Raw genomic sequence first — 18,951 nt, forward strand, 5'->3', positions numbered from 1 at the left:
CGGCACCGTGATCGCCCAATCGCATCGCCAGCAGGACATTCGGTGGCGGCGCGCCGACGGGCGCATCCAGATACCGGCTAGCGCGCAGGCTCTGCACATCGTCATGACTGGCCAACGAGACCATGCTGCCGACGTGAGGACTGGCCGCGCTCACCACATCGCCGGCCATGCGGTAATTGGTGACCTGGCAGCCGGGCTGCGGCGCGCCATCGGTCAGCGCCCTCGCGCCGTAGGCGTTGTAGGTGGAGCCGGCCAGACCGTATTTGGCCGCCTCGATCTGCGCCAGTGCGCCGCCGAGGGAGTGGCCAGCGACGGTCACGTGGTCTTTGGGGATACCTCGTGCAGCGGCCTTGGCAAGCATCTGCGCGGTGAACGCATCGGCGGCAGCTTTTTGCGGATTGACGGCGTCGCGCACCATCGTGGCATCGACAGCGATGTCCTGGAGGGTGGTGAGCGCATGCTGCGCTTTTTCCGCCTTGGTCTCGCCTGAAAATAGACCTGGGTCGGTGCCGCGATAGGCGATGATGATCCGATATGGCTTCTCCGCAGTCTGATATGCCGTCGCGTGGAAACCGCTGATAGGATCGTTCGCGTAGCCGAAGACGGTATATTTCGCATTACTTAGATATATATAATCTTGACTGTCGACATCGCTCTTCGAACGATTGATATACGAATTAACAGCAGCGTCAGCACGCGCTTGATCAGTAGGCTTCATGGCCTGGCTTCCTTGACAGAGATGGTGACTTGGAAGTGAGCATCTGGATGCTGAAGCGCCTCATCGTCGTCTCCCGCGAGGGTTTGAGCACCATATTCAACGAGATGCTGATCCCCATATGCGCTCTTCTTGAAGTAATAGGTCTCCTGATTTTCTCGCAGGAGTTCTTGCAATATACTGCCCCATCCGAACTTTACGCCTTGTCCCGTCGCGCTGACACCCACACTGGTGACATCCCAGTGGCATACCCCAAGCTTGAAGTAGTCCTCATCCAGCAATGCGTCGCGATAAAAATAGCCCTTCCACGTGTGATCGTCCACACGGGTCATGGGAATGTCGAGTCCTGTATTTGGCGTGTGCTGCACACCAAGGAACGGGATCATCGGCACGCATTTCGTATTGATGACGTCGTAGTGAATATAGCCCTTGATCGAATCCCATGGCCCCGGCGCATGTGAGGTGGCAATCACTTCGTAGCGTTTGACCGGGTGCGGGTTGAGGTGACTGGTGGCGCCGTCATTGCCGACATCGATGCCTTTGGAGCACCCCGCAGCGGTCAGGGCCAGCGGCATGAGGGTGGCGGCGGCCATGTGGTGCAGTTTCATCGGGTCGTCCTCGGGGGGATGGGTCGCGGATACGGCGGCAGGCAGGTACGGTGGCCGCGCAGGTTTACGCTTGGGCTCCACCGGCAATCCGCCGGGTGGCAGCGGCCCCAGCTCGGCGCGCACCCGCGCATTGATGATCGCCATATCGCGCAGCAGCTGCAGATCGTGCAGCGGATCGCGCACCTTGAGTTTGCGCGGGCGATAGGGATTGTCGCTGTGATCGTCTTGATCGTCGGTGTCCTGGCTCATCGCGCGTGACCTTTCCTTTTGATTTTGACCAAGCCTCCCCACTGCACTTGCGATCTTACGCCACAGGGCCGATGCCGCCACGGCCTGACCTGCCCATGGGGTCGGCGAGGCCATGGCAGGCGGCACTCATGGTCTGGCGCCCTCCCGGCCAGTGGCGCGACAGGGTTCATGAGCGCAACTACGGCGCCCGCCCGCTGCGCCGCCGAGGCCATGCGCTCGTGCATGGCCTGCACGGTACGGACGACTCAGCAACAACGAAACCCGTTCTTGCCGCCGTAGCGCGCTTCCTGGCGCTCGCGAAAGAAGCTCTTGTAATCCATCGGTTGCTGCTCTGGATGTTTCTCCAGCATGTGCCGCACGTAATTGTCGTAGTCGGGAATGCCGCAGCACAGTCGTGCGGTCTGCACCAGTCGCCGCCACAGTCGGCGGTGTGCTTGGTAGTGGCCGACGGGAACTAGATCGGTACGCATCACATATCCGCCATTTGGTGTGGTTGTAGTGCAACGTAGGGAGTTTCGCGGTCGCTGCGCTGCGGGTTGCGGCGTGCGGCGAGGATGGTCTTGATCGAGTAAATCAGGATCGCGAACACCACGCACAGAAACAGCACCGTCAGCCCGGCATTGACGTAGGCGTTGGTGACGATCTGCTGCATCTGCGCCATCGATGTGGCCGGTGCGGTGAGGGTACCGCTGGCAATGGCGTCGCGGAATTTGTGCGCTTGCGTCAGAAAGCCTTGCGTGGGGTCGGCGTCGAAGAGTTTGATCAGCCCGGCGCAGGTAGTGCACAGCAGCAGCCATAGTGCCGGGATCAGGGTGACCCAGGCGTAGCGGTCGCGCTTGAGTTTGAAGAGCACCACCGTGCCCAGCATCAGCGCGATACCGGCCAGCATTTGATTGGAAATGCCGAAGAGCGGCCACAGTGTGCGAATGCCGCCATACGGATCCTTGACCCCGGTGTACAGCAGATAGCCCCACAGCGCCACGCAGCCGGCGGTGGCGAGTATATTGGCTCCCCACGATTCGGTTCGGCGCAGCGCCGGTACGAAGTTGCCGAGCAGGTCTTGCAGCATGAAGCGGCCGGCGCGGGTACCAGCGTCGACTGCCGTGAGGATGAACAGCGCTTCGAACAAAATCGCGAAGTGGTACCAGAAACCCATCATGTTCTCCCCCGGCAGCAACCGGTGCAGGATCTGCGCGATGCCCACCGCCAAGGTCGGCGCGCCGCCGGCACGGGCCAGGATGCTGCTTTCGCCGATGTCGTGCGCGGTGGCCTGAAGGACGTCCGGGGTGATGCTGAAGCCCCACTCGGAGACCTTGGCCGCGACCGCGATGGTGTCGTGGCCGACCATCGAGGCCGGCGCGTTCATCGCGAAGTACACGCCGGGCTCGATGATCGAGGCGGCGACCAGCGCCATCACCGCGACGAACGATTCCATCAGCATGCCGCCGTAGCCGATGTAGCGCATGTGGTTTTCGTTGGCGAGCAGCTTGGGCGTGGTGCCGGAGGCGATCAACGCATGAAAGCCGGACACCGCGCCACAGGCGATGGTGATGAACAGGAACGGGAACAGGCCACCGGCCCATACCGGGCCCATGCCGGTGTGCGCGTAGGCGGTCGTCGCCGGCATCTTCAGCGCGGGCATCACCACCACGATGCCGATGGCCAGGGCGAGGATGGTGCCGATCTTGAGGAAGGTGGACAGATAGTCGCGCGGCGCTAGCAGCAGCCACACCGGTAGCACCGAGGCGACGAAGCCGTAGCCGATCAGCAGCCAGGTGACCTGCATGTCGGTGAAGGAGAAGGCCACGCTCCAGACCGGGTCGGCGGCGATGCGACCGCCGAACCAGATCGCCGCCAGCAACAGGATCAGCCCGACCACCGAAATCTCGCCGATCTTGCCTGGGCGCAGGTAGCGCATGTACACGCCCATCAGCAGCGCGATGGGCATGGTCGCGATCACCGTGAACATGCCCCATGGGCTTTGCGCCAGCGCCTTGACCACCACCATCGCCAGCACCGCCAGGATGATGATCATGATCAGGAAGGCACCGAACAGTGCGATGGTGCCTGGAATCTGGCCCATTTCCTCGCGTACCAGATCCCCGAGCGAGCGACCGTCGCGGCGGCTGGACAGGAACAGCACCATGAAATCCTGCACCGCGCCGGCCAGCACCACGCCCACCACCAGCCACAACAGGCCCGGTAGGTAGCCCATCTGCGCGGCCAGCACCGGCCCGACCAGCGGCCCGGCACCGGCGATGGCGGCGAAGTGGTGGCCGAACAGCACGTGCTTGTTGGTTGGCACGTAGTCCAGGCCATCGTTTTTGAGCACAGCGGGCGTGGCGCGGGTAGGGTCGAGCCGCATGACCGTGTCGGCGATGAAGCGGCTGTAGAAGCGGTAGGCGATCAGGTAGATCGAGACGGCGGCGACCACGATCCACAGTGCGTTGATGGGTTCGCCGCGGCGCAGGGCGAGCGTGCCGAGACAGAACGCCGCTAGCACGGCGAGTGCGGCCCAGGCCAGTTTGGAAACCGTTTTCATGCGGCGTATGCTCCTCGAGGATGCGGCAAGCGTCGCCGCGATGCTGCGCGCGGTCAAGGCCGGCAGTTGGTATTTCGCGCGCACCTGTATGCGGCCGCGATACGGTCACGCCGACCGGCACTGGCCGTGTCGGCATCTGCGCGATGGAACGATGGGTTGCGCCGATCGCAGTTGGCCGGTGCGGTGGTCGCTCCCATAGTGGTGACTTCCCCAGCGAGATCGCCTGCCATGACCGACACTTCCACTGCCGAACCGGCGCGCATCCTGCGCACGATTCGCGGCCATGCCACCGCCGATGGCGATGGGGTCAAGCTGACCCGCGTGATCGGTGGCGCCGAACTGCCCGAGCTGGATCCGTTCCTGTTATTGGACGAATTCGGCACCGACCGCGCCGAGGACTATATCGGCGGCTTTCCCAGCCATCCGCATCGTGGTTTTGAGACGGTCACCTACATGCTCGATGGGCGCATGCGGCATAAGGACAACCACGGCAACGAGGGTCTGTTGACCCCGGGTAGCGTGCAGTGGATGACCGCCGGTCGCGGCCTGGTGCATTCGGAGATGCCGGAACAGGAGTCCGGGCGGATGCGCGGTTTCCAATTGTGGGTGAATCTGCCTGCGCGCGAGAAAATGACCGCGCCGCGTTATCAGGAGTTCGCGCCGGAGCGCATTCCGCTGATCCAGCCGGCCGCGGGCGTGACGATCAAGGTCATCGTCGGCCAAATCGGCGAGGTACATGGGCCGATTGCACAGCCAGCCACCGATCCGTTGTATCTGGACATCGCGTTGGAGGCCGATGCGCGCTGGTCGTACCTGCTGCCATCCGGGCACAACGTCTTCGCGTATATGTTCGAAGGCGCTGCGGTACTGGGTGCGGGAGCGGAGACACGGCCACTGTCGGCGCAGACCTTGGCGGTGCTTGGCGGTGGCGATCTATTACAGCTCCAGGCTGGCGAGCAGGGAGCGCGTCTGATCCTGGTGGCAGGACGGCCCTTGCGCGAGCCGGTGGCACGGCATGGGCCGTTCGTGATGAACACGCGCCAGGAGTTGATGCAGGCCTTCGTGGATTTCCAGGAAGGGCGCTTCTGAGCGCAGGATCCGCGTTGTCGCTTTACCGCAGCGCCAGGCCGATCCGCTTGGCCGCTGTCCTCAGTGCTCCAGTGCTAGGCTGGCCTGATGCATGTCCAGTGCTTGCACCAGCCCTTGCAGTTTCTGTAGTTCCTGCGCATCGCCGGCATCGATCCATACCTGTGCGAACTGGCCTTTTTTCAGTTCAATAATGGCGATCCGGCGCGAGGCCAGGCCGGGTATCTCGGCACCGCCCACGTCGGGTCGGTACCATTGGAGCATCTCGCCGCCGATGCTGCCTTTTTCCTCGCGTAGCGTGCGCGACAGCGGAATGTGCGGGTCGTGCGCGGTGAGCATGATGCCCAGCACCTGGCGGCCATCGGCGGTCGCCGCCCGACAGACGATGAGGCCTTTGTCGCTGCGCTCGTTCCACTGCAGGCTGGCCTGCGGCGGCAGTTGCGGGCAGTTCTGGGCCTGTTGCGCCAGCACGGTGGTCGCTTGCAGCGCGACGGCCACCGTCAGAAACACGTTGCACACGATTGCAAGCTTCATTTGCGATGTCCCCATGGGTCTTGGTGCGACGGTTCCGGTTTTTGCGTGCACGCCAATCACGCTCGCTTACAGGGTTTCCCCATGCGATACGCGATTGCTGTGTATCCCCCCGTTGGCGCGGTGCATGTTCCGGTGCGCGGCCCCCGCTTGGCGCCAGTGTAGTGCACGATAGCCCAGGCGGCGCTGGCTGACGATTCGCATGCGACGTAACAAGGTGAACATACGTGCGTCTGCCTCAGAACAAGCTCCCGGCTGTCCCGGTATGCACGGTGACCTCGCCACGGCGCGAGGCCAGCCGGTCGGCCAGCCGGGTCGGTTCCGGTAGGCGGTAGCCGCGCAGATAACGCTGGGTCCAGTGCAAGGCGCTGTCTACGCTCACGCGATGTCCGGGCGAAACGATCAAGGGATTGCAGCGCGCCTTGCTGCGCAGCGCCCAGCCGACCACCTCGCCGCGATGCAGGATCGGGCTGCAGTCGCCGGCTTGCGCACCGGGTGCGTCGAAATGGCCGGCCAGCGATTTTTTCGCCACGCCGATGCTGGGTAGCCCGGTGACCACACCGAAATGCGCGGCGATGCCGAGCCGGCGCGGATGGGCGATGCCCTGGCCGTCGACGAAGACAAGATCCGGACGCTGTCGCAGCAATGCCAGCGCGGCCAGTAGCGCTGGCAATTCGCGGAAGCTCAGCAGGCCGGGGATGTAGGCCATCGTGGTGGGCACACGGGCGATCTCGGTCTGTCGTGGTTGTAGCGTGTGTGCGTCGAGCAGCACGGCGGCGGCGCGGGTGATGCGGCCCTCGTCTTCGAAACCGACATCGACGCCGGCCAACCAGCGCGGTGGATCGGTGACCTCGTCGTGCAGCCGCACCTGCCGTGCCAGTGTCGTTTGCATGGCGCGCGCCTGCGCGATGCTGCCATCCCAGTCGCCGAATACCGCAGAGTTTCCAGACATTTGCATATTCACATACTGACAGCGTGGGCGTTGCCGCGCTGTGGATGCGCCTGGGACGCGGCTTGTGGGGGCGTTATGGGTGCAGCGCCATGGTGACGACACCGGCTTGCATCATGCCGTTACAATCCGTGGGCAATGTCCTGTCTTTTCCTCTCACGGAGACCGTCGTAGTGACCCGTAAACTCGTACTGTTGCGCCATGGCCAGAGCCAGTGGAACCTGGATAACCGTTTCACCGGCTGGGTGGACGTGGACCTCACCGAGCAAGGCCGTCAGGAAGCCGTGGCCGCCGGTCGGCTGATGCGCGAGGAGGGGCTGCAATTCGATGTGGCGCATACCTCGGTGCTCAAGCGCGCTATTCACACCTTGCAGGGGGCGCTGAATGCGCTGGAGCAGGATTGGTTGCCTGTGCACAAGAGCTGGCGCCTCAACGAGCGTCACTATGGCGGCTTGCAAGGCCTGGACAAGGCCGAAACCGCCGCCAAACACGGCGAGGAACAGGTCAAGATCTGGCGCCGTTCCTACGATATCCCGCCGCCGCCGATGGATGCCGCCGATCCGGGCCACCCGCTGCACGACCGCCGTTATGCCACGCTCGACCGCAATGCGCTGCCGGCCACCGAGTCGCTGGCGAGCACGCTCGATCGCGTGCTGCCGTACTGGCACGATGCCATCGCGCCGCAACTCAAGGCTGGACAGACGGTGCTGGTCACTGCGCACGGCAACTCGCTGCGCGCGCTGTACAAGTATTTGAACGCGGTGTCGCGCGAGGAGATTCTCGAACTCAACATCCCCACTGGCATCCCGCTGTTGTTCGAACTGGACGACGCCTTGCAAGTGCGCTCCTACCGCTATCTAGGCGACCCGGAAGCGGCGAAGCGGGCCGCCGAGGCGGTGGCTAATCAGGGCAAGGCGAAGTAACAACCAAGCCGTCGTGTCCACGTGCACAGGTGCCGGCGGCGAGCGCTTCGCGCGCTGGTCGCCGGCCTCAGCCTTGCTGGCGGCGTCCACCCACACCCGCATCTGGCCTTTTTGTACTGGTTTGTGCTGATAGGATCGCGTTGGTGTGTGTTTGACCTGCGCGCCCAGCGGCGGCGAGCAGAGGCGTTTGACGTTGGCTTGTGACGTGGACGTGGGCGACGCTTTTCACCACTGCGGCGATCATCTTCTCGGCCGAGTCGCCGCGCAATCAGCGCGGCGACAGTGCCGTCAGCAAGCCGCGCGCGGCATTGAAGCGCTCGCTCGACTCCGGTAATGGCAGCTTGAGTTTCAACTTGTCCGGGCCGTCCATCGCGTACAGCTTGGGCTGTTTCTGGATCATTTGCAGGATGGTCATCGGGTCGATGTTGGGCTTGCTCTCGAACACCAGCCGCCCACCGTGTTCGCCCAATTCCAGTTTGCGGATGCCCAGCGCATTGGCTTGCAGTTTCAGTTCGGCGATCGCGAACAGGTGCTTCACCGGCTCTGGTAACAGGCCGAAGCGGTCGATCATTTCCACCTGTAGTTCGCGCAGGCCATCGCCATCGCGGGCGCTGGAGATGCGCTTGTACAGGGTCAGGCGGGTGTGTACGTCGGGCAGGTAGTCGTCCGGGATCAATGCCGGCACGTGCAGTTCCACTTCGGCGCCGCGTGTGTTCTCACCGCTGTCCAGATCCGGCAGCTTGCCCTGGCGGATGCTGCGCACCGCGCGTTCCAGCAGTTCGGTGTACAGGCTGAAGCCGACTTCGGCCATCTGCCCGCTCTGGTCTTCGCCGAGCAATTCGCCGGCGCCACGGATTTCCAGGTCGTGGGTGGCCAGGGTGAAACCGGCGCCGAGTTCGTCCATCGAGGCGATCGCGTCCAAGCGCTTTTGTGCATCGGCAGTGATGCTGCGTTGATCTGGCACCAGCAGGTAGGCGTAGGCGCGATGGTGCGAGCGACCGACGCGACCGCGCAATTGGTGCAATTGCGCCAGGCCGAAACGGTCGGCGCGGTTGATGACGATGGTGTTGGCGTTGGGGATGTCGATGCCCGATTCGATGATGGTGGTCGACAACAACACGTTGAAGCGCTGTTTCTGGAAGTCCAGCATGACGGTTTCCAGTTCGCGTTCGGGCATCTGCCCGTGGGCGATACCGATGCGCGCCTCCGGCACCAGCACGCTCAATTCGCGCTGCATGCGCCCGATGCTTTCCACGTCGTTGTGCAGGAAGTACAACTGGCCGCCGCGCGCCAACTCGCGCTGGAAGGCTTCGCGCAGCAGCGCGTTGTCCCACTGGGTGACGAAGGTCTGCACCGCTAGCCGGTTCAGCGGCGGGGTGGCGATGATCGATAGATCGCGCAGGCCGGCCATGGCCATGTTCAGTGTGCGCGGGATTGGCGTGGCAGTCAGGGTCAGCAGGTGTACGTTGGCGCGTAGTGCCTTCAGCGCTTCCTTCTGGCGCACGCCGAAGCGTTGCTCTTCATCGACGATGACCAGGCCTAGATCCTTGAACCTGACGTCCGCTTGCAACAGGCGATGGGTGCCGACGATCACGTCGATGGTGCCGGCGGCGACTTTCTCCAACTCGGCCTTGATTTCTTTAGTGCTCTTGAAGCGCGACAGCACTTCGACCTTGAGTGGATAGTCAGCAAAACGGTCGCGAAAGTTGCGGTAATGCTGTTCGGCGAGCAGTGTGGTCGGCACCAGTACCGCGACCTGTTTGCCGGCGCTGGCCGCAGCGAAAGCGGCACGCACCGCGACCTCGGTCTTGCCGAAGCCGACGTCGCCGCAGACCACGCGGTCCATCGGCTGGCTGCTGGCCAGGTCGCGCAGAGTGGCTTCGATGGCGGCCAACTGGTCGGGGGTTTCTTCGAATGGGAAGCCGGCGGCGAACGGCTCGTACATCGCGCGGTCCACTTGTAGTGCCAGACCTGCGCGGGCTTGGCGCCGCGCCTGGATTTCCAGCAGTTCGGCGGCGACGTCGCGGACCTTTTCGGCGGCTTTGCGTTTGGCTTTGGCCCACTGCTCGCCGCCCAGCGAATGCAACGGCGCGGTCTCGGCCGAGGCGCCGGAGTAGCGACTGATCAGATGCAGCTGGGCCACCGGCACGTACAGCCGGTCGCCCTTGGCGTATTCGATTTCCAGAAACTCGCCGGGCATGCCGCCGGCGTCGAGCACGATCAGCCCACGGTAGCGACCGACGCCGTGGTCCTCGTGCACGATCGGTGCGCCTTCGGACAGCTCGCCGAGGTCGCGGATGATCGCTTCCGGCTCGCGGCCGACACGGCGGCTGCGCCGCGGTTGGCTGGCGCGCTCGGGGAAGAGTTGGCGTTCGGTCAGGACCGCGATGCGCGGCTGCTCCAGCGCGAAGCCGCCGTCCAGCGGTGCCACTGCGATGGCGAAGGCGGGGCCGGTCGTGGCGGCGAACGCGGCGAAGTCGGCCAGCACCTGCGGCTTTAGATCAGCGGCGGCCAGCACTTCCAGCAGCGCTTCGCGTCGGCCGGGCGAATCGGCGGCGATCAGCACGCGCCCTTGGTAATGTTCGAGGAACTGCTTCAGCGCTGCGGCCGGCGCGGCGTCTTTGGCGGCCACCGGCAGCGGCGGTAGCGGTTGGTCGCCCAGCGTCTGCGCCTCGTCGATGCGCGGATGGTCTGCCGCGCGCACCTCGATGCGCGCCAGCGTGTTGAGCCGTTCGCGCAGTGTGTCCGGCGTCTGGTACAGCTCCTCGGGGACAAGGAGTGGCCGTTCCACGTCGTGGCGGCGTTGTTCGTAGCGTGCCTGGGTCTGCGCCCAGAATGCATCGGCAGCGGCACCCACTCCTGGTGCAATCAACGGCAGCACGCGCTCGCCCAGGTAGTCGAACAGGGTGGCGGTGGTATCGCGTGCGCTTGCGCCGGTGCCGCGCGATTCCTGGAAGAACAGCGGCAGGTAGTATTCGATGCCCGACGGTGCCAGCCGCGCTTTCAGGTCTTGGTAGAGTGCGCTGCGCCGGGTGTCCACATCGAAACGCTCGCGTAGCGTGGTCAGCACCCGCTCCACGCTGGCATCGTCCATCGGTACTTCGCGCCCGGGCAAGATCTGCACCGTATCCACGTGGTCTAGGGAGCGCTGCGATTCCGGGTCGAATGCGCGGATCGAATCGATGTCATCGTCCAGCAGTTCGATGCGCAGCGGTGCGTCGGCGCCCATCGGGTAGACGTCGAGCAAACCGCCGCGCACGGCGAAGTCGCCCGGATCCATGACCTGCGGCACGTGGCGATAGCTGGCGCTTTCAAGTCGTCGCTTTTCCGCGTCCAGATCCAGGCGTTGGCCCACGCGCAGGTCGAAACTGCCGCCGACGATGTAGCGCAGTGGCGCCACCCGCTGCATCAGCGTCTGTACCGGCACCACGACGATGCCCTGTTGCAGGGTCGGCAATCGTTGCAGCGCCGCCAGGCGTTGGCTGACGATGTCCGGATGCGGGCTGAACTGGTCGTAGGGCAGGGTCTCCCAGTCGGGAAATGGCACCACTGGCAGAGGCGTGTCGCCGCCTAGCAGGGTATGCAGGTCGCCCTCGATCTGGTGTGCACTGTGGTTGTCGCGCGCGATCACCAGTAATGGTCCGCGATGCGCGGCGGCGGCGCAGGCGATGTGCCAGGCCAGCGCGGTGGAGGAGGCGGGTGCGCGCCAGTGCGCGCGGAGCTGACCGGACTTGGGCAGCGGCGGAACGGGGAAGGAAATAGACGGCATCGACTGTCGAGTTTAGCAAAGCCATGGGCGAGAGCCGGTGGCTTTGGCCCGGAGAAACGCAGCCGCCTGAGGCGGCGGCGGTGGATGCCGCAGAGAACCAAGGAATGGTCTATGCGAGTGGCGTGTGCGCTGGTTTCAGTTGCCTAATTCCAGTATCACGCGCACCAGGCCCGATGTGTCAGGATGCGGCATCTTCTGGAAACCGAGCGATTCGGTCAGTTGCAACATCGGCACATTGTGTTCGAGGACCTCACCGTAGAGTCGGTCCAGATATTTGCGTCGCGCCCACTTGACCAGCTTGCGCATCAGTTGCCGGCCCAGGCCCTGGCCGGCGACGAAGTTGCTGAGCAAAATCGCGCATTGGGCCTCACGGGTGCCCGGCGTGATCGTGGCGCGGGCGACGGCGCCGACCACCGCTTCGCCGGGCGGCAGTGGTTCGGCGGCCACCAGGATCAGTTCCGCCTTCGGGTTGGGATGGGTGAGCCGTTGCGCCATTTCTTCGTTCAATTCCTGTGCCGAATGCAGAAAGCGCGTGCGGATTTCGCTCGGCCCGAGCAAGCCGAAGGCACCTTGCAACGGTGCGCTATCTTCAGGCCGGATCGGCCGTATCAGCAGCTCGCGTCCGCTGGGTAGGGTGAAGGTTTCATGCCAAGGAGGCATGCGGTTGCGGGTCGCCATGGCCGTCTTGTCCTCGATCAGGCTCGCGATTCTCGCATTATCACCAGGCCGTCGTCTGTGAATGCATGCTGTCTTGCTTGCGTTGCCGCTGGTAGTGGGAGTGCGGTGTAGTGGCCGCCGAGACGCGCCGTTTCGCGCAGGCCGTTGCGTGGGTTTATGGTGTCGTAGTGCGATAGCGGTGCGCAGTCGAGGGGGAGGGGTCCTCGCGCGGCGCATGCCCCGCTGTGTGCTCGGTCCGACGATGTGCCGTGCGGCTCAGGCTTCGCGCTTGAGCCACTCCAGGCGGGTCTTGGCGCCGGTTTCGCCCAGATGCGTTTGCAGGATCGGCAGCGTTTCGGCCAGCGTCTGTTCGAACTGCCAGGGTGGGTTGAGCAATAGCATGCCGCTGCCGTTGAGTCGTAGCGGCGAATCGTCGGGGCGGACCTGCAATTCGGCAAGCAGCATCGACGGCACCGGCAGTGCTGTCGCCTTGCGCAAGAATGGTTGCAAGCTGCGCCGTTGCTTGATCGGATACCACACGGCGCAGATCGCCTGCGGCCAGCGCGTCAGCGTTTCGCGCAATGCGGCGACGATCAGCGGGTATTCCGCAGCCTGGGCTTCGTAGGGTGGGTCGATCAGCACCAAGCCGCGTCTGATCCTGGCGTTGCCGGATTTTGGTGGCAGGAATGCCTTGATCGCCGCGTAGCCGTCACCGGCATGCACCTGCACGCGGCGGTCGTGGGCGAATAGTGTTTTCAGTTCGGCGGCTTCCTCGGTTTGCAGTTCGCATGCGGCGAGCCGGTCCTGCGCACGCAGCGCTTGCGCCACCAGCAGCGGCGAGCCTGGGTAGCTGAGCAACGTGCCGACGGGGTTGTCGGCTTGCACCGCGCGTAGGTAGCGTTCCACTCCCTCCGGAAGGGTGGGGTGGCACATCAAGCGCAGCACGCCGGCGGCGGCCTCGCCGGTCTTGCGTGCCTCGTTGGCGGCGAACTGGTAACGGCCACGGCCGGCGTGGGTGTCGAGTACGAAGAAGGCGCTGTCCTTGCGCTTGAGCGCATCGAGCAATGCCAGCAGCACGGTATGTTTGAGGACGTCGGCATGGTTGCCGGCGTGGTAAGCGTGACGATAGTTCATCGACGCAGTGTACGGGCCGACACCGCGCACGGCCATGGAGCCCGTCGCGGTGTCGGCTGAGGCTGTGCATGTCACACCATCCATGGCGTGTAAGTGGCAAACGCTGCGGCGACCATGGGATCGCCGCGGCGCATTCGGTCAGTAGGCGACCGCCGCCTGGTGCACGTCCTTGGCCACCACCGACCAGGCCAATCTGCCGAAACCATGTTTGCCCCAATCGGTTCCCCAGCTGTTCTCGATCAACAAGCCGTCTTTGTCGTAACCAAGAGCGATGACTTCGTGGCCGTCCAAAATCTTACTATGGTTGTCGTAATCGATATCGTGGTCCTGGTTCAGCGAGTCGAAGCCAGCACGGACATTGAAGCCGATCACGACCGGGGTGCCATTGGCGATCGCCAGCTTGATCTGCTCGATGAGCGCCTGGCTATCGACAGGGCTGTTATCGCCCCAGTTGTTGTAGATCATTTGGTAATGGAAGGGCTGCTTGTAATTGCGTGCATTGGCGCGCTCATGCTTGGTCGGCTTTGTCCTCCAGTCGTAGTCCCCTTGGAAGTAATCCGCCTTGGTATCGATGCCTTGCTTTAAAGCGACATCCAGCGGCGCTTCCATCGTGGAGCCGTTATCCTGTCCGTCGTTGACTTGGGTATACAGGTACATCGGCGCGAACAGATTGACCGATTGCTTGGTGAAATTGGCATACCAGCCTGCCAGCGTGCGTGCGGTGGCAAAGGAGGCACAGGCACCCAGCTGCTTCTGGTCGCTGGGTTTGATTGCCCATTGGGTCAGGTCGGCGTTTTCGGGAGGCTTTGCATCGGTCACTTTATCGACTTCAAAGAGCTTTACCAGCGGTTGTGTCAGGGGGGAGGGTTTCAGGCCCATGCCATGCGGTTGTGCATGTGCGACCGAGAATGCGGACAGTGCGAGCAGTCCGATCAACGAGGCCATCGGGCGAGTATGGTACATGGCGAGGTTCCTTGAGTAGGTGGCTCATGCTGACATGCGACTGCCATGATGCGGTCAGGTAATGTCGAACGCATTCGCGCACTTTGCGATGGGGAAACTACAGTTAACGCATTTATTCATGGTCCGCAGATCCATGGTACGCAATGCACCCGGAATCCGTGGCGATGAACCCGCGTTATGCCATCAAAACGCAAGCACTTGATGTGTTTCTGTCACAGATCGGTCAATGCAGGGTAGTCGGTAGATTGGCGGTGGGTAGGGAACACGCCAGTGGCAGAGGATGTCTTGTTGCACTGCAAGCGCTACAACATCCGCTTGCAGCGGCGACAGCGGCGTGGACATGCGTATAACGTGTCAACGGGCTGGTCTGTACACCGCCGTTCGAGCCGCCGCGCAACGGTCGCCGACCTGCTGTGCCGGAGCTGCCACCGGAGGTGGCCAGACAGTGCCACGCTGGGCGGGGTAAAATCGTCCGCTTGCCCATTGCTTCGAGCGCTCCATGGTCTGCCGCACCCGTTTCGCCCCCAGTCCAACCGGTTACCTGCATATCGGCGGAGCCCGCACCGCGTTGTACTGCTGGTTGGAAGCGCGCCACCGTGGCGGGCAATTCGTGCTGCGCATCGAGGACACCGACCGCGAGCGCAGTACGCAGGCGGCGATCGACGCGATCCTGGAAGCGATGGACTGGCTGGGCCTAGACTACGACGCAGGTCCGGTCTACCAGACGCAGCGCCTGGAGCGCTATCGCGAAGTCGCCGCGCAGTTGTTGGCCGAGGACAAGGCCTATTATGCCTACGAGACTCGCGAGGAACTGGACGCGATGCGCGAAGCGGCGATGGCCCGGCAGGAGAAGCCGCGCTACAACGGTGCCGCGCGCGAGCAGCGCCTGCCGTATCGCGACGATCCGAACCGGGTGATCCGCTTCAAGAACCCGACCGAAGGCGTGGTGGCGTTCGAGGATCTGATCAAGGGGCGCATCGAGATCGCCAACAGCGAACTGGACGACATGGTGATTTTGCGTCCCGACGGCTACCCGACCTACAACTTCGCGGTGGTGGTCGACGATTGGGACATGGGCATCACCGAAGTGATCCGCGGCGATGACCACATCAATAACACCCCGCGCCAGATCAATATCTACCAGGCGCTGGGTGCGCCGGTGCCGAAGTTCGCGCACATGCCGATGATCCTGGACGAGCAGGGCGCCAAGCTGTCCAAGCGCACCGGCGCCGCCGACGTGATGCAGTACAAGGATGCCGGTTACCTGCCGCATGCGCTGATCAATTATCTGGCGCGGTTGGGCTGGTCGCATGGCGATCAGGAACTGTTCGCGCGCCAGGAATTGATCGAGTTGTTCGACGTCAAGGACGTCAACTCCAAGGCGGCGCGTTTGGACATGGCCAAGCTCGGCTGGGTCAATCAGCATTACCTCAAGACCGATGCACCCGAATCGATCGCGCCGCATCTGCATTCCCAGCTCGTGGGCCTCGGCATCGACCCGGCCACCGGTCCGGCCGTGGTCGAGGTGGTGGTGGCGTTGCGCGAGCGCGTGCAGACGCTCAAAGACATGGCCGAGAAGGCGCTGGTCTGGTACCGGCCGCTGGACAGTTACGACGCCTCGGCAGTAGCCAAGCACCTCAAGCCAGGCGCCGAGCAGGCGCTGGGCAAGGCGCGTGCGTTGCTGGCCGCGTTGCCGCAGTGGAGCCTGGAGAGCGTCGCCGCCGCGTTGCACGACACCGCCGCCGCGCTGGAAATCGGCATGGGCAAGGTGGCGCAACCGCTACGGGTGGCCATCACCGGCACCCAGGTCAGCCCGGATATCTCCCAGACTGTCTACCTGGCCGGCCGCGACGAGGCATTGAAACGCATCGATGCCGCGCTCATCAAGATCCCAGTGGGAAGCTGATTCCCCGGAGACCGCTATGCCCAGTAAGAAGCACGCCTGCATCGATCCGCAGCACCATGTCCACGATCCGGCCGATTTCGTCACAGTGGCCGAACGAGTGAGTTGTGAGCGCGGTCTGCGTCTGACCCCGATTCGCGCCAACCTGCTGCGGTTGATTGTCGAGGCGGCGCGCCCGGTCAAAGCCTACGAGTTGCTGGAGTGGGTGCGCGAAGGCAGGAGCGTGGGCGCCAACGCGCCACCCACCGTGTACCGTGCGCTGGATTTCTTGATGGCCAACGGTTTCGTGCACAAGCTCGAATCGGTCAATGCCTTTGTCGCCTGTCACCATCCCAGCAGTGCCCTGCACTCGGTGCCGTTCCTGATCTGCGATCGCTGCCACAGCGCGGTCGAATTGGAAGACCGCGATGTGGTCGAACAACTGGAGCAGCGGGCCAAGGCGCTGGGTTTCCAGCCACAGGCACAGACCTTGGAAGTGCACGGCCTGTGCGCACGCTGCGCGAACGGTTAGGCGCCATCGTCGAGCGTGCGCGTACGCCCCGGATCAAACAGGCAATGAGGCATCGATAGTATGATGTCACGCTATTCTGTAGCGGTTTCCGCGTGGATGTTCATGGCAATGCCCACTCCGCTCAATCTACGTGCCTTGCTCGACCGTCTTGGCGCCACAGGTTCGTTGTTGTGCGCTGTGCATTGCGCGGTGCTGCCGCTGGCCCTGGCGTTGTTGCCGTCATTGGGTCTGTCGATATGGCTGGGCGAAGGAGTGGAGCGGAGTATGGTGGTGTTCGTCACCTGTCTTGGCCTGTTCAGTCTGCTGCTCGGTTACCGTCGGCATCGCGCTTGGCAGGCGCTGGGATTGTTGATATTGGGCCTGTTGTCGGTGTGGGCCGGGATACTGGTGCCTGCGTTGCACCACGCCGCGGTGGTGCATGCGGCGATCATGACGTTCGGTGGCACTCTCGTCGGACTTGCCCATCTGCTCAATCTGCGCCTGAATCACAGCCATGTGCACGACGCCAGCTGCGCCCATTGAGCGCGCGTGTTAGGCTTGCCGATCTTGTCCGAGGATCGCCAACGCGTTGCCCTCGCCAAACCCTGCGACGCGTGCGGGGATTTTTTGTAAATACATTCAGGAGTCGATGAGCATGGGTAAGGGTGATCGCAAGACCGCCAAAGGCAAGCGCTACAACGCCAGCTACGGCAATGCGCGCTCGCATAGCGTGAGCAAGGTGGCTGTGGGCGCTGCTGCGCCGGTCGCGAAGAAGTCGGTGGTCAAGGCGCCGGCGGTGAAGAAGGCTGTGACCAAGAAGACGGTCGCCAAAGCCGGCTGAGTTCAGGTCACCGCTTGCAGTGGAAAACGCGGCGCTTGCGCCGCGTTTTCTTTGCGCAGTCTGCGAGGCTGCGGCGCGTTTCGTGCCATGCCGTGCCGCGTGCGCGGGATCAGCACATTCCGGTTGGGGGAGATTGCACGGACACGGTGGCTGTGCAGCGCTCAGTGCGGGGGCGCGTCCTCGGCCTGGTCTCCGGCCAGATCAGCGACCAGGGACGTTTTTTCCTCTGTTGCAGGCGCGGGAGGCGGTGGCGGTGCCACCAGTAACAATTCGGCCAGTCCCCTGTAGATCGGCGTGCGGCAGACCAGCGCCGAGGCGCCGCGCGCGATCATGACTGTCGCCAGGATCGGCAGCAGCATGTTACTGCTGTCGGTCAGTTCCAGCGAGATGACCGCCGAAGTCAGGGGGGCCTGGGTGACACCGGTCAGGTAGGCGCACATGCCCAGCAACACGAACGTGCGCGGATCCACCCCTGGCATCAGTACTGCCAGGTTGTGACCGAGCCCGGCGCCCACCGCCAGCGCCGGCGAGAACAGGCCGCCGGGAATGCCGGCGACGTAGGACACCAGATTCGCCAGGAGTTTCATTAGACCGAATTCGTGGCCGACGCTGGCATGTCCTTGCACCAAACTGCGAGCCTGCTCATAGCCGGTCCCGAATGCCCCTGCGCCGAACACCAGGCCCAGCACGACCAGCGTCAGACCGCACAGCGCGGCCAGCAGCACCGGATGCTGGCCGCGCAACGCGCCCAGCCAATGCGGCTTGCCGCCGACGGTCGCCAGGACCATGCGTGCGAACCCGCCGCCGAGCAGGCCGGCGACCACGCCGCACAGCAGGATCGCCAGCCACGCCTCGCCAAGTGGCAGCCCCGCCGTGGCGACCTTGCCGAAATAGGTGTAGTTGCCGAGCAGACCCAGCGAGATCACGCCGCCAACGATCACGGCGGTGAGCAAGGTGCCAGAGAAGTGATGCTCGAAACGTCCGCTGAGTTCTTCGATGGCGAATACCACGCCGGCCAGCGGCGTGTTGAATGCGGCGGCGATGCCGGCGGCGCCGCCGGCGAGCAGGAAGTGGCTGGCATGGCGCGAGTCGCGGAAGCCGAACCAGCGTCCGAACACGTACATGAGGCTGGCGCCGACGTGGACGGTTGGACCTTCGCGGCCGATCGAGGCGCCGCCGAGCAGCGCCAGCGTGGTCAGCAGCAGCTTGCCGGCGGACACGCGCAGCGACAGGTTGGCTTGCCGGAACGCATGGTCGCTGCGTTCCAGCGCGGCGATGACCTGCGGAATGCCGCTGCCGCGGGTGGGCCGCAGTGCGCCGTTGGTCAGCCAGGCGAGCAGTGCAAAGATGCCAGGTGTGAGTAGCAAGGCCCACCAGCGCGAATGCGCGGTGATGCGTTGGAACAGGTGGAAGGCGGCGTCGCTGGCTTTGGCAAAGACGAGCGCGACCAAGGCCACCGCCACCGCCCCGCCCCATAGCACGATGCGTTGTTTCCAGCTTTCCTGCGAGAGCAGCGGCCGTAAGCGATGGCGCAGTCGGGGCGGTTGCGCGGGATCGGACGAGTGCATGCACGGATTGTCGCATGCACTGC

At 64.0% G+C, this 18,951-nt stretch carries 17 protein-coding genes; 6 read left to right on the forward strand and 11 right to left on the reverse strand.

Annotated elements, in window-relative coordinates; translation table 11 throughout:
• From XalbCFBP2523_RS11340 to XalbCFBP2523_RS11355, 4 genes are all read right to left on the reverse strand, one after another.
• Positions 1 to 718, reverse strand: a 718-nt coding sequence (locus XalbCFBP2523_RS11340; RefSeq protein WP_430523480.1) for a Tle-like phospholipase domain-containing protein, incomplete at its 3' end; no start/stop codon positions are given.
• The gene (locus XalbCFBP2523_RS11345; RefSeq protein ID WP_104629961.1) at positions 715 to 1,572 is read right to left on the reverse strand and encodes a hypothetical protein; all 858 of its coding nucleotides are present in this window, start codon (positions 1,570 to 1,572) and stop codon (positions 715 to 717) included. The genes XalbCFBP2523_RS11340 and XalbCFBP2523_RS11345, both read right to left, overlap by 4 nt.
• Before the next feature lie 245 nt (positions 1,573 to 1,817).
• Positions 1,818 to 2,042: a YbdD/YjiX family protein gene (locus XalbCFBP2523_RS11350; RefSeq protein ID WP_045765996.1), complete on the reverse strand. Its 225-nt coding sequence runs from the start codon at positions 2,040 to 2,042 to the stop codon at positions 1,818 to 1,820.
• On the reverse strand, positions 2,042 to 4,114 hold the full coding sequence (locus XalbCFBP2523_RS11355; protein WP_012916555.1) for a carbon starvation CstA family protein: 2,073 nt from the start codon (positions 4,112 to 4,114) through the stop codon (positions 2,042 to 2,044). Before XalbCFBP2523_RS11355 ends, XalbCFBP2523_RS11350 begins: the two co-directional genes overlap by 1 nt.
• Positions 4,115 to 4,342: 228 nt before the next feature.
• On the opposite strand from XalbCFBP2523_RS11355, the gene XalbCFBP2523_RS11365 reads away from it, so the two are divergent.
• A complete protein-coding gene (locus tag XalbCFBP2523_RS11365; protein ID WP_045765994.1) occupies positions 4,343 to 5,203 on the forward strand; it encodes a pirin family protein in 861 nt (286 codons plus the stop codon).
• Positions 5,204 to 5,263: 60 nt separating this feature from the next.
• Here XalbCFBP2523_RS11365 and XalbCFBP2523_RS11370 read toward each other — a convergent pair whose 3' ends face one another.
• On the reverse strand, positions 5,264 to 5,734 hold the full coding sequence (locus XalbCFBP2523_RS11370; RefSeq protein WP_045765993.1) for a hypothetical protein: 471 nt from the start codon (positions 5,732 to 5,734) through the stop codon (positions 5,264 to 5,266).
• Between the two features lie 235 nt (positions 5,735 to 5,969).
• Positions 5,970 to 6,683, reverse strand: a complete 714-nt coding sequence (nfi, locus tag XalbCFBP2523_RS11375) for a deoxyribonuclease V (RefSeq protein ID WP_012916552.1) — start codon at positions 6,681 to 6,683, stop codon at positions 5,970 to 5,972.
• A gap of 170 nt (positions 6,684 to 6,853) precedes the next feature.
• On the opposite strand from nfi, the gene gpmA reads away from it, so the two are divergent.
• Entirely contained in the window at positions 6,854 to 7,603 is a 750-nt protein-coding gene (gene gpmA, locus XalbCFBP2523_RS11380; protein WP_045766763.1) for a 2,3-diphosphoglycerate-dependent phosphoglycerate mutase, read from the forward strand.
• 268 nt (positions 7,604 to 7,871) lie between these two features.
• Here gpmA and mfd read toward each other — a convergent pair whose 3' ends face one another.
• From mfd to XalbCFBP2523_RS11400, 4 genes are all read right to left on the reverse strand, one after another.
• Positions 7,872 to 11,372, reverse strand: coding sequence for a transcription-repair coupling factor (mfd, locus tag XalbCFBP2523_RS11385; RefSeq protein WP_012916550.1), 3,501 nt, complete (start codon positions 11,370 to 11,372; stop codon positions 7,872 to 7,874).
• 135 nt (positions 11,373 to 11,507) lie between these two features.
• The gene (locus XalbCFBP2523_RS11390) at positions 11,508 to 12,050 is read right to left on the reverse strand and encodes a GNAT family N-acetyltransferase (protein WP_012916549.1); all 543 of its coding nucleotides are present in this window, start codon (positions 12,048 to 12,050) and stop codon (positions 11,508 to 11,510) included.
• A 255-nt stretch (positions 12,051 to 12,305) separates the two neighbouring features.
• Positions 12,306 to 13,163: a 23S rRNA (adenine(2030)-N(6))-methyltransferase RlmJ gene (locus XalbCFBP2523_RS11395; RefSeq protein WP_012916548.1), complete on the reverse strand. Its 858-nt coding sequence runs from the start codon at positions 13,161 to 13,163 to the stop codon at positions 12,306 to 12,308.
• Between the two features lie 138 nt (positions 13,164 to 13,301).
• A complete protein-coding gene (locus XalbCFBP2523_RS11400) occupies positions 13,302 to 14,126 on the reverse strand; it encodes a C1 family peptidase (protein WP_012916547.1) in 825 nt (274 codons plus the stop codon).
• A gap of 499 nt (positions 14,127 to 14,625) precedes the next feature.
• Between XalbCFBP2523_RS11400 and gltX the strand changes: the two genes are divergently transcribed.
• From gltX to XalbCFBP2523_RS11420, 4 genes are all read left to right on the forward strand, one after another.
• Positions 14,626 to 16,032, forward strand: a complete 1,407-nt coding sequence (gene gltX, locus XalbCFBP2523_RS11405) for a glutamate--tRNA ligase (RefSeq protein WP_045765992.1) — start codon at positions 14,626 to 14,628, stop codon at positions 16,030 to 16,032.
• A 16-nt stretch (positions 16,033 to 16,048) separates the two neighbouring features.
• Positions 16,049 to 16,540 (forward strand): transcriptional repressor, encoded by a 492-nt coding sequence (locus XalbCFBP2523_RS11410; RefSeq protein WP_012916545.1) that lies wholly within the window; start codon positions 16,049 to 16,051, stop codon positions 16,538 to 16,540.
• 108 nt (positions 16,541 to 16,648) lie between these two features.
• Positions 16,649 to 17,062 (forward strand): MerC domain-containing protein, encoded by a 414-nt coding sequence (locus XalbCFBP2523_RS11415; RefSeq protein WP_012916544.1) that lies wholly within the window; start codon positions 16,649 to 16,651, stop codon positions 17,060 to 17,062.
• Between the two features lie 112 nt (positions 17,063 to 17,174).
• Complete coding sequence (locus XalbCFBP2523_RS11420; protein WP_012916543.1) at positions 17,175 to 17,360, forward strand: 30S ribosomal protein THX; 186 nt, start codon at positions 17,175 to 17,177, stop codon at positions 17,358 to 17,360.
• A gap of 161 nt (positions 17,361 to 17,521) precedes the next feature.
• Here XalbCFBP2523_RS11420 and XalbCFBP2523_RS11425 read toward each other — a convergent pair whose 3' ends face one another.
• Positions 17,522 to 18,928 carry a chloride channel protein gene (locus tag XalbCFBP2523_RS11425; protein WP_045765991.1) on the reverse strand — a complete coding sequence of 469 codons (1,407 nt, stop codon included), beginning with the start codon at positions 18,926 to 18,928 and terminating at the stop codon, positions 17,522 to 17,524.
• Positions 18,929 to 18,951: the final 23 nt, after the last annotated feature.

The organism is Xanthomonas albilineans (assembly GCF_002939705.1).
Lineage (GTDB): Bacteria > Pseudomonadota > Gammaproteobacteria > Xanthomonadales > Xanthomonadaceae > Xanthomonas_A > Xanthomonas_A albilineans.

Coding starts and splice junctions, on each gene's coding strand:
- XalbCFBP2523_RS11345 (WP_104629961.1), bottom strand. CDS start 1,572: ATGAGCCAGGACACCGACGATCAAGACGATCACAGCGACAATCCCTAT.
- XalbCFBP2523_RS11350 (WP_045765996.1), bottom strand. CDS start 2,042: ATGCGTACCGATCTAGTTCCCGTCGGCCACTACCAAGCACACCGCCGA.
- XalbCFBP2523_RS11355 (WP_012916555.1), bottom strand. CDS start 4,114: ATGAAAACGGTTTCCAAACTGGCCTGGGCCGCACTCGCCGTGCTAGCG.
- XalbCFBP2523_RS11365 (WP_045765994.1), top strand. CDS start 4,343: ATGACCGACACTTCCACTGCCGAACCGGCGCGCATCCTGCGCACGATT.
- XalbCFBP2523_RS11370 (WP_045765993.1), bottom strand. CDS start 5,734: ATGAAGCTTGCAATCGTGTGCAACGTGTTTCTGACGGTGGCCGTCGCG.
- nfi (WP_012916552.1), bottom strand. CDS start 6,683: ATGTCTGGAAACTCTGCGGTATTCGGCGACTGGGATGGCAGCATCGCG.
- mfd (WP_012916550.1), bottom strand. CDS start 11,372: ATGCCGTCTATTTCCTTCCCCGTTCCGCCGCTGCCCAAGTCCGGTCAG.
- XalbCFBP2523_RS11390 (WP_012916549.1), bottom strand. CDS start 12,050: ATGGCGACCCGCAACCGCATGCCTCCTTGGCATGAAACCTTCACCCTA.
- XalbCFBP2523_RS11395 (WP_012916548.1), bottom strand. CDS start 13,163: ATGAACTATCGTCACGCTTACCACGCCGGCAACCATGCCGACGTCCTC.
- XalbCFBP2523_RS11400 (WP_012916547.1), bottom strand. CDS start 14,126: ATGTACCATACTCGCCCGATGGCCTCGTTGATCGGACTGCTCGCACTG.
- gltX (WP_045765992.1), top strand. CDS start 14,626: ATGGTCTGCCGCACCCGTTTCGCCCCCAGTCCAACCGGTTACCTGCAT.
- XalbCFBP2523_RS11410 (WP_012916545.1), top strand. CDS start 16,049: ATGCCCAGTAAGAAGCACGCCTGCATCGATCCGCAGCACCATGTCCAC.
- XalbCFBP2523_RS11415 (WP_012916544.1), top strand. CDS start 16,649: ATGCCCACTCCGCTCAATCTACGTGCCTTGCTCGACCGTCTTGGCGCC.
- XalbCFBP2523_RS11420 (WP_012916543.1), top strand. CDS start 17,175: ATGGGTAAGGGTGATCGCAAGACCGCCAAAGGCAAGCGCTACAACGCC.
- XalbCFBP2523_RS11425 (WP_045765991.1), bottom strand. CDS start 18,928: ATGCACTCGTCCGATCCCGCGCAACCGCCCCGACTGCGCCATCGCTTA.